Below are 14,167 nucleotides of genomic sequence, written 5' to 3' on the forward strand. Positions count from 1 at the left end.
TGGTGCGGGCGTCTTCGAACAAGCCTGAGCTCGTCGTGGTCGTCGAAAGCCCGGTGTCGGCGCAGCGTCGCCGACAGATGTTCGAGGCCATCGACGCCGTTCTGCGCCGCAGCCCCGAAGTCGGCGCCTACAACCAGACTTTCTGAGAGGCGGGGTCTTGCCATTCGGTCTGAAGGCAGACTGGACTGGGTCAACGACGAGAAGCCTATCCGAGAGGTGATCGTTTCGGTCTCGAGATCAATCGTGCCGCATCCGGCCCCATTACGCTCCCGTTTTTGCCCGAACTGGATAATCCGGTCGGCCGCCAAGAATTCCGTTACATGACGGAACGGTTCCCTCTGGCAGGGCGGCACTGCGCGCGAGACCGGTCGGCATCGGCCGCGCAAACTGGGATCTTCCGTGCACAAAACCGCTGTCCCTGTACATCATAGGTTAATGACACATAGTTCGACGCGCCGAACAACGTCGGATCAGCGGGCATGGAACGAGCTCCGCTGCTTGGGAGCGACCATCGCAATCTCGCGCACCAATGCAGGTGGTGCGCTGTGCAGACCTGGCCAGATGATCGGATGTCCATCCCACCCTTCAATCAGCTATTGTGTGGGCTGGCCTCAAGCTCCCCAACGTGCAGACCGCATATGGCGGCGTCTGACATTCTCTCCAAGGCGTTCATGATTAGCGGAACCTAATTTCTCACCATAGCTTGTCCCTGATGGACAACCATTCAGAGAAACTGGTGCCTAGCCCTCCACCGAAGTGGCAGAACCGGAGGGGGATAATGATCTCGGCTGCAGTCCTTGTGCTCGCGGTCTGTAGCCTAGGCGCCTGGTGGATCTTTGGATGAGCACACGCGGCATCAGTTTTCTGCACAAATGGATCACTAATGAGGTCCCCGAGACAGCGCCTCCCGATGCAGTGTTTATCGCTGAATTCACACACAAGCTCTTCGCCGACGCGAAAGCAGTCGGCATCAAGAGGATAGAAATCGACGAAGATGTTGAAAGCCTTTACCGGGTATTCGTCGAAGCCATTGCACAATTGGGCGGCGGGGCGCCAGAGTAGGCGCCCGGCGAGGTATCGGGCGTCCCGATAGGCCCAGCGTCCTTCGCGGGCCGCGGACCCCGGCGCCTGTACGAACTGTCGAGAGGTGCCGTGCTTTTGCGTCGCAAGCCATGCCATTCGGCGCTATTCGGTCCAACAGCGAACGTCAATTGCCCATGAGTTGATGTGATGGTCGAGCTCCGCTTGAAGCAGATCGCGCACTCGAACAGCGCTGGTGGTTGGCAACGCAGCGCTTCGATCTATCCGTCTGGGAAACGTTCCACAATGTGAATCCTTCGTGCTGTTGCCGCAATACTACAGCGCTGACGGCTCGCGTTGACTAAGTTGGTCCCGTGCAGGGTTCCTGGGTAGGGCGGACCATCCGGGAAGGGGCGCACACTCGAGGGAAGATAGCCCGTCGACTTCAGTGTCGGCGGGTTTTTCTTTTGCAACATCGACCAGGACGCCGGTCGGGTGGAGGGTCGCTCGTTCGCCGGGGAGCGTCGGGCCGGTTTGGTCTGTACTTGTGTGGGTCGTCGGAGTGCCTGGCTACCTCCGGCATTCACCAATCCGGCATTCGCAACTGGCGAGACAATATTCGAGACATGCAAGGATATTCTGCTGGCGATAGTAGGGTCGATCGCTTTCGGACAGACAGGATCGAGGCCGTTTATGTCGGTTTCGGCTCGAGCTCGCCATCCATTCTCCCGCGGCTCGCACACCCATAAGGATAATTGCGCGATCGCTAATATGCTTTTAATTTAAGCAGCGCGGGGAACATCCCAACCATTCCCGCCGTGGCCGGTGTGGATCACCCCTAGCGCCCAACTGCACCGGCCATTCCCCTACCGCTGGGCAGCACCCTTATCGGCAAGCCGATCCAGCAGCTAGCCAGAGGGGCAAAGTCGCACGAGATTGGACTGAATTGCGATCACTGTCGGATTCAGAAAGCTGGCGCAGATCCAGCCTGATCGGCCGCTCGGCCTCCCGGACGGAAGGCTCAGAGCTTGCTTCATTGCCTGCTGCATCGCCGATCACACTATCGTGCAGGCCGCATTAGCCAAGTCCGTTCGCCTCCTGCAATCTGGGTGTTCTAGCCGACATCGGCGCGAAGAGCACTTGCGCCTTCGTAAAACGTTCTCCTGTCAGAGATGCGGTGAAGGCTCCACGATCATGAAGAGAACGGACGGATCAAGTTCGAATGACGATGCTCCACCGGGCGCACCAGCATCCTTGCCCTATGATCGGACCACCGTCGAACGTTTCCAGAAGAGTTTTCCCCGGCCCGCTGGAGCCGTCGGATGCGGTGGCGAGCCCGTCCATCGCAACGTTCTTGGATCCCAGTACGCTGACTTTCCAGACGACCCTGACTATGTCTGGGGTCGGTGGCGTCCCGCCGCCCTCGGTGAGCTCATCAAGACCTGGCCTTCGCGAACCAAGACGGAGATTGGTGACGCGCTTTGGTGGCAGCCAACTCTTGATGACCTCGGGGTCGCACGAAGGGCGGCGCGTGGGTTGGAAAGACGGCGCCGTCGAGGATGACCCTATTTGCCACCGTTCAGGGTCTTCTCGATCTGCCCCACCGACGCAATGACATCATCAAAGCTGGGCGCGGCGCCGAAAATCATCGCGGTCGTGTTGGCGTAGTCGCGCGCAAGCGCATCGACCATCTTGGTCGCGGGCTCGATCGCAAAGGTTCCGGCACTGCCGAGGCAAGAAAGTGTGCTTTCTCAAGCGGCTGGGCATTGGGTCTGCGGCGCAGTATGCCTTGGAAGAACATGGCGTCCGCTGATGGCCGCCGAATCCAGGCTCGTCAACGCAGTCTTGGCCCATAACGCCAGTCTCGCTGTAGTCGCAGCCCCTTGAATGATCCGAGGCGGCCCGGCGCCTGTGGGTTTTGGGATGTGAACAGGAACCGGGCCTAACCGTCGGGCTGTTTGTGAGCACGGCGCCGTCGGCTCGATCATTTATGCGCCAATGCTAATATACCTCAAAGCTATCCGAATGAAGTATGAGAACAGCAATAGGGCGCAAGCAAAGGCGGATAAAGCTGTCACTTCGGTTGTCCATCACCGCCGTCATTCGCAATGAACGGCGCCAATTAGGTCTCGGAAAACTGCAGACCAGAAACGGAAATCAGCCGACCGACCGTCATAATGAGCTTCCAAAGCACAGTGGCCACCGCGGTCTGGCTCCGGGCCATACAGTTCGATAGCGGCCTTACTGCAGCGTTAGGATCGAGAAATCTGAGATCGTCAGCGCAGCGCCCTTGTCTGTCTGAAACATCAAACAATCCTTCCCATGGGCGCCTTCGACACCACACCCTCGACGCTATCGCGCAACCTGAAGCTGGCGGAGGCGTCGGCTAGCCATTCCGTGGAGGCGGTGATGGCCATGACGCACAGCCGTAGTCGGCCCGTCACTGCTTCCACGTGGCGGGCCACGGTCTGATGAATTTTATGGGGAACATTTCGGCAAAATTCAAATTGAAGGGTCTTCTGGTAGGAGGCCAAACTGTCCCAGCGAAGCGTCGACAAAGACCGATTGGAGCGCGCCGACCGCGAGGCAAAACTTGCTAACGCCGCCGAGAAGGAGGCACGAGATACAAAAACTGCGCGACTTCGTAAACAACGCCTTGCTGCCGAAGCTAAGGGTTCCAAAGCTTTGAAGAAACGTCGATCCAGGGGGCTAGACTAGATCGTTGGCGGTAAGGCACATCGCCAGGTCAGTTAAGGTCGGCCTTGGGTGAACCCCGGGTTAGGGTGGTTGCCGGCCCGTCTTTAGTTCGTATCTGGATTCCATGGGGCTTTACGTTGCGCTCTCGGTCCAGCTCGTCAGCTTTGGCCGCTGCTCCTCGGGGATATCGGTGTCTGGCTTCAGAAAACGGCGGATGTAGTGGCGCAGGGTCTCTGCCCAAGCAGGAGAAAGACCAGCGTCGAGTTCTACTCATGGCCGCCAAAAAGCCCGTCACCTCGCGGAAACGAGCTTTCTGACTGGACGAAGGCAGGAGAGTGTCACACCGGCTTGCGGCTGCTTCGCACTTCCGTCCCGGCTGTTCTATTTAGCGTCGGGCGATCAGCAGGCAAAGTTGGCGCAAGTCGCGATCGTAGGTCCCTTGACTGCCCAGCACGTCCGCACAGCGTTTCTTCATTCGCGCCAGTTGCGCATCCGACAGGTCGGCTACGACGCTGACCAGTCTACGATTGCTGGGATTGGTGAGATCGCTCGGCGCCTCAGCCCGGATTGCGGTTGCCTATGCACAAAGTGGGATGCCAGATTCGGTTTTGGACAGGTTTGAAGCCATCGACCTCTGCCAAATGGCTTCTCAACCGGCGTGGGATTCCGCCGTCGACTAAAGCAGCCCAGTTTCCGGTCAGCCGTAAATCTGCTTCGGAACCGTCTCGCCCCTATCCAAAGCAGGCAGCGGGAAAGGTTTGACCTGTCCTCCAGTCTTGTCCAGATACTGCATCAACGCCGTCACCAGGTGGTAGAAGATGCTCGCAGGGACCTCCGTCGCCAGTGACCTTCCGCGCTCGTCAATGCGGTCGACCCACAAGCCAAGCGGTGCCGGATCAATATGCCATCGGAAGAGGCGGGCGACACGAGCTTCGATCTCGGGTTTCAGATCCGGTCCGCCAATGCCGTCCAGGGCGACGGCCGCCTTGATGGCCTCGCATTGCGGCCAACTGCGGGAGAGCCGGTCGAGGGGCAATCCCTGCCGCGATACCGCTGCATAGGCCAGACCCGTGGCCCGATTCAATCCGCTGGCGACCGCCGACGAGTAGAGTTTCCTTGCGTAGGCCGCCAAGTCTTTCTGCCCGCTCGCGCGGGCGAAATCGACGAGGAGGGAGGCCCATTCGAAATGGTGCCCCGGTTCGGTCCACTGTCCCTTGTCACCCGGCAATGGCAGCCAATCGACGTCGAAATGTTCCCCAAGCGTCCAGCTTTCCTGGTCGAAGAAATGGCACCGGAAGAGATCGATGACGCGTGCCGCTCGACGCAGATATGCACGGTCGCCGGTGACGTCGTGCCAGGCAAGGAAGGATTCTAGCATATGCATGTGCGGGTTCGAGAACCGCACCCCCTTCCAGCCCGGGGTCTCGAAGAAACCGTTCAGGCTGTCGTCTTCAAGATGGGCGTCGATGAATTGGAATGTCTCCTGGGCAAGCCGCAGGGCTTCCTGATGGCCGCATCGATGAGCATGGGCAAGCGCCAGGAGCACGCAGGAATGGTCGTACACGTCCTCGACCCGGTCAGCCACGCTGCCGTCCGCATTCAGCGTGCGCACCCAACCCCCGCGGTCGGTCCGGCCGTATTTCGCGATGAAGTCGATACCATGGTCGATCAGCTTGTCGGCAGGTCCGTCCCAGCCGCGTTCCTTGGCCACCGCGAAAGCGTAGATCTGGCGAGCCATCGTGCGCATGCGCTTGGGTTTGCCCAGTGGCCTTGCATCGAAACCAAGAGCCTCGTGGAAGCCACCGTGCACATCGTCGACACCTGCGGTGGACCACAGCGGCAGCGTCTCCTCGAAGAGCCAGTGCTCGACGCGCTTGCGCCATGAGCCGGAAACAATGACCTGGTCTTCCGACGCCGTGAACTTGGTCTCGAGGCGTCCGCTCTTCTCCAACTGTTCGACGACTTTCTTCACGTTCTGGCTGTGGCTGACTGGAGCGACGAATACCGCGTCCGGCGTCGCCACCACCGCCACATCCTTCATCCCGATGACGGTCAGCAGCCTGCCCAGGCTTCTGAGGTAGGAACTGCCGCAATCCATGGCGACGACGTCGCCCATGACGACGTTGCCGTCGCGGTCCGTCGGGCTGGCTTCGAGCAGCGATTGCCACGATCCGAGGTCGTTCCAGCGGAAGGAGGCCGTAACCATCGCGATGCCGCGGGCGCGCTCCATGATTGCGTAGTCGATCGATGTCGAAGGGACAGCCGAGTAGAAGCCCTGGGGCAGGTAGATGCCTGAGACGTCAGTCCGGGCGGTCTTGTAGGCCCGTTCCACGCTTTCCCAGATGTCGGGTCGCAGGTCGAGGAATGCTTGCCGCATCGTGTTGGCCTGAAACAGAAAGATGCCGGCATTCCAGTAGAATCTTCCCGAAGACACATATTGGCCGGCTGTCTCAGCATCGGGTTTTTCGACAAAACGCGAAACGGCGGCAACCCCGCCACGGTTCACCGAAACCTCGATGTAACCGTACCCGGTTTCGGGATGTGTCGGCTTGATGCCGAACACTACAATGCTTCCTGACTCGGCGGCAGGCGTGCCCGCCTCGACGGTTTCCCAGAATTGCGCTTCGGTTGATATCTGATGATCGGACGGGACCATCAGCACAAGCGCGTCGTCGCCATGCTCGCAGATCGTCTGCAAGGTGGCGATGGCGACCGCGGCGGCGGTATTGCGAGCTACGGGCTCGAAAATCGGCTTGCCGCCCTGGAGGCCGAGCGGACCGATGTCAGAGATAACGCGATCGGCGTGTCGTTCGGCAGCGATCAGGTAGATCGGCGTTTCAGCATATGGCCGCGCCTTGAGGCGTCGGACGGTCTTGGCAAGCATGGAGCCGTCGCCCGAAAGGTCGTGGAATTGCTTGGGATTGTCTTCGCGTGAGAGCGGCCATAGCCGAGAGCCGACGCCCCCGCTCATGATAAAACTTACGATCCGGCCAGGCATGGTCCAGTTCCTCTCAGAATGTCTGATTGTAGACCCCGACTTCTGGATTGCGGCGCGGCACAGCATCGAGAGCCTCGAACATCTCGCGACCTCGGTCCGACGAGATGGGGTTTTTCACCACGACGACAATTTCCGGTTTGTCCGACGAGGCCCCGGCCAGGCCCCACGTGCCGTCCTGGGCAACCACACGCACTCCATTCACTGTGACGAGATTGGGCAGCACCTGCGGTGCCGTTGCCGCAGGCAGCCACCACCCTCAGCTTTCGGCCGACGGTCTTTCCGGCAGTCAGGTCTTCGATATATCTCTCGCGAAATCCGGGCCCGAATTCATAGTTCCGCCCGCCGATGAGATCGAGATCGCCGTCCAGCACAAGCGCCTTCAAAGCTGTCATCTCCTCCGACCGAACGTCAGGGGCCTTTGCGCCCCCATCTTCACTGCGGTCCAGCCGTTCTCGTTGTGGGAGGCCGTCACCATGGCCACCGACGGAAAGTCGAGTGCGATCCGGGCGAAGTAGGCTGTGGGAGGAAGGGCCAAACCGATGTCCTTGACGCGCGCGCTGGCCGTTATCAGGCCGGAGACCAGTGCCGTCGCAATGGCCATGGAATAACTGCGGAAGCCGTGTCCGGTGACGATGTCCGGGCCGACACCCATTCGGCGGATCAAGGTGCCGAGCCGACGCCGATCGCCTGCACGCCCATCAGGTTGAGTTCGGGTTCTTTGTCCGAGCCTGGATGCCCGAACCACCAGCGCGCGTCGTATTCCCGCAAGCCAGTGGCTTGGATGAGAGCACTGATTTCGAAGATGAAATGTGTTTGGAGTGGCTTGGCCGACTATGTTCACGGTCGCGGTTTCCGCTCTGCAATTGCGCGGAACAGTCGTAGCACGCCGCGGAGGTGGGCCCCTTGGCGAATTGGGGGTAGCCCTAACGTCCTGCTTCGGACCACTCATCCAATAGGAACACGCCCTGCGCTCTCGAGTTGACAACGGGAGGACGAAGGTTCGTCGGCTGGAAGCCGGCTTTTACCGCTCTCGTAGCGCTTCCTGCTTATATTTCGCCAGCGGCGAAAGAAAATAGCCGATGATACTGCGCGTACCAGTCTTGATCTCGACCGTCACCGCCATGCCGGGACCGAGCTTGACGAGTTTGTCATCAACCTGCATGTCCGTACGGTCAAGTGAAACGCGTGCGGCATATTCCAGTTCCTGACCTCTCGGCTCACTTTCGCTCTGCGATACGCCCGACGCGGGGTCATTCGATGCGCTCGGTTGCCTGTTGCGGGTTATGGCGTCCGATGACACGCTGAGCACTTCTCCATGAAGTAGCCCGTAGCGGGTGAAATTGAATGTATCGACCTTGATTTCAGTCTTCTGTCCCGGATGGACAAAACCGATATCTCGGTTGGAGAGCATGGCCTCGATCTCGAGATGACTCCCACTCGGAACCACCACGGCCAGTGCCTGAGCAGGCGTCACCACGCCCCCCACCGTATGAACGGCGAGTTGTTGCACGACGCCATCGACCGGCGCGGTCAATTGTTGGAGCTTTGTGAGCCGCTCCGCCTTGATCACCTCCTGCTCAGCGCTCGCAGCCCTCTGCTGGGCTTTGGCGAGTGCGTCATAGGTCGCGCGCCGATACTCCGCAGCGGTCCTTTCCCTCGTTTCCTTTAGCAGTGCGATGGCCGCATCGGCTTCGCGCAGGCGGCCCTGCTCAAGTTTGAGATCCTGCTGAAGGCCGACCAGCTCCTGATACTCGGAGAGATAGACGACCTTCGAAGAAAGTGCCTCGTCGAGGAGCTTCTTGCGAATGTCGACTCGCTCCTCAAGAACCGGTATCGTCGCCTGGAGCTTCGCTCCGCTTGCCAAGGTGGTCGATCGTTCCGCTTCCTTCTGATTTCGCTGGCGATCGATCTCGGCGAGTTTGGCGTCCTGTTCGGCAAGCTGACTGATCAGAAACTGACGATGCATCTCGATCTCCGCGGCGCTCGCCCTGTGCGGTGGCTGGAAAGCAGCAAGCGGGTCCTCCGCGAGCGCCGCGCGCAGCCGCGCGACGTCGAGTTCGGCCGAAAGGAGTTCGCTTTTCTGGCGCTCCTGGTCGGCTTCGGTCATGGTCGGATCAAGCTCGATCAGAACCTCGCCAGCCTTCACGCTCTGCCCATCGCGTACGTTGATAGCGCGCACAACGCCCGCTTCGAACGGCTGGAGCACCTTGGTGCGCCCGTCTGGCACGATCTTGCCCGTCGCGGTTGCCACGACATCGACGGTGCCCAGCGACGCCCACACCAGCGCGAAGCAGAAGACCGCGACGATACTCGCCGCGATCGCGCGCCCGATCGGCGACGGCGGCGTTTCGGTGATTTCGAGCGCCGCCGGCAGGAACGCAATTTCGTGCTCGCGGCGCCGAAGCTGGGCTCTGGGAAACTCGACGACATTTCGATTAGCGGACTTCATGGATGCCGGCTTGTAGATAGTGGAGGTTTGCGTAACGCCCGTTCGAGCGGATTAGGTCATCATGGGTACCGTCCTCGACGATACGGCCATGCTCGATCGTTATGATCCGGTTCGCGTGGCGCACGGTCGAGAGCCGATGAGCGATGACGAAGACGGTTCGGCCGGCAGAAATTCGTTTCATGTTCTGCTGAATGGCGCGCTCGCTTTCATAGTCCAGAGCGCTGGTCGCTTCATCGAGGATGAGGATGCGCGGATCGGTAATGAGTGCGCGAGCGATTGCGACGCGTTGGCGCTGCCCACCGGAAAGACTGCTGCCGCGTTCGCCCACGATGGTGTCATAGCCCTCAGGCAGCTCCAGGATGAAATCGTGAGCGCCGGCGAGCGATGCCGCCGCAATGACGCGCTCCATGGGCATAGCCGGATCGGCGAGGGCGATGTTCTCGCGAATGGAGCGATTGAAGAGCACGTTATCCTGCAAGACAACGCCAATCTGGCGTCGAAGCCAGGTTAGATCGACCATTGCTAGGTCGACGCCATCGACCAGCACCCGCCCACTCTCCGGCACATAGAGCCGCTGTATCAGCTTGGCGACGGTGCTCTTGCCTGAGCCCGAGGAGCCCACGATGCCGATGACCTGACCGGGCTCGACGCTGAACGACACGTCGTGCAGTACCTCGGGGCCATCGATGCGGTAGCGGAAAGTCGCATGCTCGAACGTCACCCGCCCGCGGATCGTCGGCAGTGCGGCTCGGCCAGGATTGAAGCTTGGCTCGGGAATGGTGTTGAGTATGTCGCCGAGACGGTCGATCGACAGGCGGGCTTGATGGAAATCCTGCCAGATCTGCGCAAGCCGAAGCACCGGCGTGCTGACGCGCGCAGCCAGCATGTTGAATGCGACGAGCCCGCCGACGCTCAGCTCGCCGCCGATCACGAGCCTGGCACCGAAATAGAGGGTTGCGGCGACGACCAGCTTGTTGATCATCTGCACCGCTTGGCTCGCCGTATTGTTCAGGCTGAGCACGCGGAAGCTTGCGGTGACATAGGCTGCGAGCTGCTCCTCCCAGCGGCGCTGCATCTGCGGCTCGACCGCCATGGCCTTCAGCGTCTCGACGCCCGTGACCGTCTCGACCAGGAAAGCTTGGTTCTCCGAGCCGCGATCGAACTTCTCATCAAGGCGCCGGCGAAACAGCGGTGCAGCTCCCGCGGAAATGCAGATGTAGAATGGGAACGACGCCAGAACGATCAGAGTCAAGAACGTCGAGTAATAGAACATCACCGCAAGGAAAACGAAGGTGAAGACGAGATCGATGACAAGCGTGAGCGCCGAGCTCGTCAGGAACTGGCGGATATTCTCGAGCTCGCGGACGCGTGCGACAGAATCCCCGACGCGGCGTGTCTGGAAATATGCGATCGGCAACGCCATCAAGTGACGAAACAGCCGGGCGCCGAGCTCGACGTCGATGCGGTTCGTCGTATGCGCGAACAGATAGACACGCAGCGTGCCGAGAATAGCTTCGAAAACGGTCAGCGCGACGAGACCAGTGACCAGAACGTCGAGCGTGCTCATGCTTCGATGCACAAGCACCTTGTCGATGACCACTTGGAAGAACAGCGGTGTGATGACGGCAAATATCTGAAGGAAGAACGATGCGATCAGCACCTCGCCGAGAAGATAGCGATACTTGTGGACCGCGCCGAGAAACCAGCTGATATCGAATCGGCGAGAGAGATCCGTCAGGGCCGCGCGCCGTGTCATCAGGATGATGTCGCCGTCCCAGATGGCCTCGAGTTCCTCCTGCGTCAATGCATAGGGTTGCGGTGACGATGGGCGCTGAACGATGAGTTTGTCGTCGAGGATTTTGCCAAGGATCAGGAATCCACCGTCCCGTAGCACGGCGATCCCCGGCAGCGGAGTAACCGCGAGCCGATCCCAGTTCGTCCTCTGTACCTTAGCCTTGAGCCCGAAATCCTTTGCACAGCGCAGGATTTCGGTGACACCTGCCCGCGCCGCGCCCATCCGGTGGCGAATTTGGCCCGGATCGGCCGCGATACCATGGCAATGTAGCAATATCGCCAGGGCAAGTAGGCCTGAGTCGTCATTCTCAGAATCGTTGCTTGCCGCCTGAGGCGGCGGATCGCGTCGATCGGCGACCCGCGCACGCATCAATGTATCGCGAGCGCGCATCAAGGCATTGCCTGCACCTTGCGCTAGGTCACGCCCGCGGGCACCGATTTTGACGAATGCATGAACGATCCGATTTGCAACAGTCGGTCCAACCAAGATCAAACGGCCATCCCAGATTGCTTCGAATTCAGCGCGCGCGATCTGCTTCGGACGGGACCAGGTTGGATCAAGCACAATCGCTGCCTTGTCGTTGACCTTTCCAAGGAGCAGAAACCCGCCATTCCGCAGCGACGCGATGCCGGGGAGCCGGACATTCCCAAGTCGCGTCCAGTTTGTCTTGCGCGAGCCGACCTTCAGCCCGAGCCCACGGGCGCAGCGAATCATCGCACGGACGCCGATCGCATCGCCGCCACCGCAGCGATCGCGGATCTGATCGGGCTTAGCGTCTACGCCATGAAGGCGCAGGAACAGAGCCAGGGCTCGAACTTCAAGGTCTGCGGCGTTGGCATTCTCGTTTTGCATCGCCATTCTGGCTTAACCCTTCGCGGATACACGTCCGCGTTCCATGTTCCTTCTCAGCTTTCGCGAACGCGACGGTGTCGCACCAGGCGCTGAAGCCCTGGAGGCGATCAATGGTGCGGTCTGGTCAGGTACAAGTCCTGATTCCAGTTGGCTCCATTCGACAAGGACGCCACGATCTGACCGTGATCGGCCCGCCCGGAGTGACCGGCCAGGCACTGGTTCAGCAGCGCAAAACTGTGGCTTGCCAGGGACGCTGTGGCCGTGCCGGTCGCATGCCGATGATCCGCCGTGGTGGCCGCAGGCCGAGGATCCGTTATGGTCATGGTCTGCGGCGAGGCTGTCGCGACGGCGCCGGTGGCCGGGTCCTTCGCTGTTGCCGTCAACTTGAGTGTCGCCACCGGCTGGTCCCAGCCCCCGTAGTTCGATTGCAGCGTCAATCCGCTGTCGACCTGCGCGGCTGTCAAGGTGATGTTGCCGCCCCTGAACGTCTTGCCATCGAGTTTGTCGGTGATCGTCTCGTACCTCGGCAAGCCCGTTATGTTCACGGTCACGACATCGTTGGGGTCGGTCGTTGTCACCTCGACCCCCAGGTCGACCGTACCGCCTCCCCCGTTCACCTTGAGCGTGGAATCCGCGATGGTGAGTACCGGCGCGATCGATGACGGGGTAGTAGGGGTAATCGGGTTAGTTGGGGCAGTTGGGGCAGTTGGGATGGTTGGGGCTGTCGATGACGTCGCGACCTGGAGACCGGAGAAGGTCTTCACCGCGCCCGCAAGATTCGCAGCGACACCGCTTGCGTCCTTAATGCTCGCACCGTTCGGCAGATTGACGCCGGCGATGCCGAGCGCCGAGATATCGGTGTCCGTCGACGCGACCGTTGTGCGGAAGTTGAGCGCGCTCGTTCCGGAGCCGCCCACATAGGTGGCGGTCGCGCCATTGTTGAGCGATAGTGTCGGCGTGCCCGACACCGCCACGGCCTCGTTGAAGCCGAGTGTCAGCGTGACCGTGTCTCCGACGTGCTCGGTGCCGGTTCCTGGCGAGGCTGTGGCCTGCGTTACCGCCGGCAAGACCGGATCGATCTGGAGGCCGGAGAACGTCTTCATCGCGCCCGAGAGGTTCGCCGCAACACCGGATGCATCCTTGATGCTGGCGCCGCTCGGAAGATTGACCCCGGTAACAGCGAGTGCCGAGGTATCCTTGTCGGTCGAAGCGACCGTGGTGCGGAAGGTGAGCGCGCTGGTGCCCGACCCGCTGACATAGCTGGCCGTTCCGCCATCATTGAGCGACAGTGCTGGCGTGCCCGTGACGGTTACGGCTTTGTTGAAGGCGACCGTCATCGTGATGGCATCGCCGGCATGCTCGATTCCCGTTCCCGGTGAAGCGGTGACCTGCGTCACCGCTGGCTGGATCGTTGGCGCAGGCGGGGTCTGGGTCGATGAGGATGCCGAGGGAGTGACGTTGGCGCCCGTGACGGTCTCGCCGCTGCCCGCCTTCTGATAGAGCTGAACCTCATCGACGAGCATCTGCATCGACGAAGGGGTCGAGCCACCCAGAGACGTATGCCATCCGCTCGCGTTCGAATTGGCGACTCCCATATTCATCATCAATTGCATCGGTTCATCCGGGATCGCGACCTGTGCGCTGGTCACTTGCGCCATCTGTTTGCCGTCCAGATACCAGGTGATCGATTCACCGGGGATCCAGTTGATGCCGTAAGTATGTAAGCCGGCCGTGAGGTCGATGCCGCTGTCGATGGTGTTGCCGACCCACCCTGATGGCCCATGCAGGTGCCAGGAGAAATTCTGGTCTGCCGGCCCCGAACCGGTAAATCCACCCTCTTGAATATCGAGCTCGAAATTGTCGCCGCTGCTGCCCGCGCCGGCGCCGGGCATCAGCCAGAGCCCTGGCCATGCGCCATCGCCGCTCGGCGCCTTCATGCTGATCTGAAGGTAGCCCCCGTTGAACTCGAAGTCGCCGTAGCTGCTGACGGCGCCGGACACGATCGGGAATGTTTGGGTCACTCCCCCCTGATTGACGCCGCTGATGGGCTGCTTGATCGCCGTGAGATCCAAGGTCCCGTTGCTCACGGAGACTTGGCTCGGCATATCGTAGTCGGCGTTGTATGGGCCGCCCGGCGTACTTCCTCCTGACCCATTGGTATTCCAGGGGTAGCCGTTGGCGGCATTGCTGGTGATGTAGGTATGCCAATCGCTGTCGAGAGCCGTACCGGAGAAGTTTTCCTCGTAGACGAGGTCGCTAGAGGTAAAGCCTGCGGGTGCGGAAAGAGTCATTCAGGGATCCTCATTGGCGTTGAAAACAGGGAATTCCACTGCCGGCATCGAAGGCGCGCGACATG

The 14,167-nt window shown here is 60.7% G+C and carries 6 protein-coding genes and 1 pseudogene; 1 reads left to right on the forward strand and 6 read right to left on the reverse strand.

Features of this window, described 5'->3' with window-relative positions; genetic code table 11:
- Positions 1 to 840: 840 nt before the first annotated feature.
- Positions 841 to 1,062: a DUF768 domain-containing protein gene (locus X743_RS1000000171145; protein ID WP_084555607.1), complete on the forward strand. Its 222-nt coding sequence runs from the start codon at positions 841 to 843 to the stop codon at positions 1,060 to 1,062.
- A gap of 1,523 nt (positions 1,063 to 2,585) precedes the next feature.
- On the opposite strand, the gene X743_RS1000000174015 is transcribed toward X743_RS1000000171145, so the two are convergent.
- From X743_RS1000000174015 to X743_RS1000000169965, 6 genes and pseudogenes are all read right to left on the reverse strand, one after another.
- The gene (locus tag X743_RS1000000174015) at positions 2,586 to 2,711 is read right to left on the reverse strand and encodes a hypothetical protein (protein ID WP_023767916.1); all 126 of its coding nucleotides are present in this window, start codon (positions 2,709 to 2,711) and stop codon (positions 2,586 to 2,588) included.
- Positions 2,712 to 4,414: 1,703 nt separating this feature from the next.
- Positions 4,415 to 6,715: an AGE family epimerase/isomerase gene (locus X743_RS145080; RefSeq protein ID WP_023767919.1), complete on the reverse strand. Its 2,301-nt coding sequence runs from the start codon at positions 6,713 to 6,715 to the stop codon at positions 4,415 to 4,417.
- A gap of 13 nt (positions 6,716 to 6,728) precedes the next feature.
- A pseudogene (locus X743_RS1000000171160) lies at positions 6,729 to 7,519 on the reverse strand (hypothetical protein).
- A gap of 217 nt (positions 7,520 to 7,736) precedes the next feature.
- A complete protein-coding gene (locus tag X743_RS145075; protein WP_023767923.1) occupies positions 7,737 to 9,164 on the reverse strand; it encodes an HlyD family type I secretion periplasmic adaptor subunit in 1,428 nt (475 codons plus the stop codon).
- Positions 9,151 to 11,811, reverse strand: a complete 2,661-nt coding sequence (locus X743_RS145070; RefSeq protein WP_156934508.1) for a type I secretion system permease/ATPase — start codon at positions 11,809 to 11,811, stop codon at positions 9,151 to 9,153. Before X743_RS145070 ends, X743_RS145075 begins: the two co-directional genes overlap by 14 nt.
- A 107-nt stretch (positions 11,812 to 11,918) precedes the next feature.
- Complete coding sequence (locus X743_RS1000000169965; RefSeq protein ID WP_023767925.1) at positions 11,919 to 14,102, reverse strand: glycoside hydrolase family 16 protein; 2,184 nt, start codon at positions 14,100 to 14,102, stop codon at positions 11,919 to 11,921.
- Positions 14,103 to 14,167 lie beyond the last annotated feature (65 nt).

Origin of the sequence: Mesorhizobium sp. LNHC232B00, assembly GCF_000502435.1 — a bacterium.
GTDB classification, from domain to species: domain Bacteria; phylum Pseudomonadota; class Alphaproteobacteria; order Rhizobiales; family Rhizobiaceae; genus Mesorhizobium; species Mesorhizobium opportunistum.

Coding starts and splice junctions, on each gene's coding strand:
- X743_RS1000000171145 (WP_084555607.1), top strand. CDS start 841: ATGAGCACACGCGGCATCAGTTTTCTGCACAAATGGATCACTAATGAG.
- X743_RS1000000174015 (WP_023767916.1), bottom strand. CDS start 2,711: ATGGTCGATGCGCTTGCGCGCGACTACGCCAACACGACCGCGATGATT.
- X743_RS145080 (WP_023767919.1), bottom strand. CDS start 6,715: ATGCCTGGCCGGATCGTAAGTTTTATCATGAGCGGGGGCGTCGGCTCT.
- X743_RS145075 (WP_023767923.1), bottom strand. CDS start 9,164: ATGAAGTCCGCTAATCGAAATGTCGTCGAGTTTCCCAGAGCCCAGCTT.
- X743_RS145070 (WP_156934508.1), bottom strand. CDS start 11,811: ATGCAAAACGAGAATGCCAACGCCGCAGACCTTGAAGTTCGAGCCCTG.
- X743_RS1000000169965 (WP_023767925.1), bottom strand. CDS start 14,102: ATGACTCTTTCCGCACCCGCAGGCTTTACCTCTAGCGACCTCGTCTAC.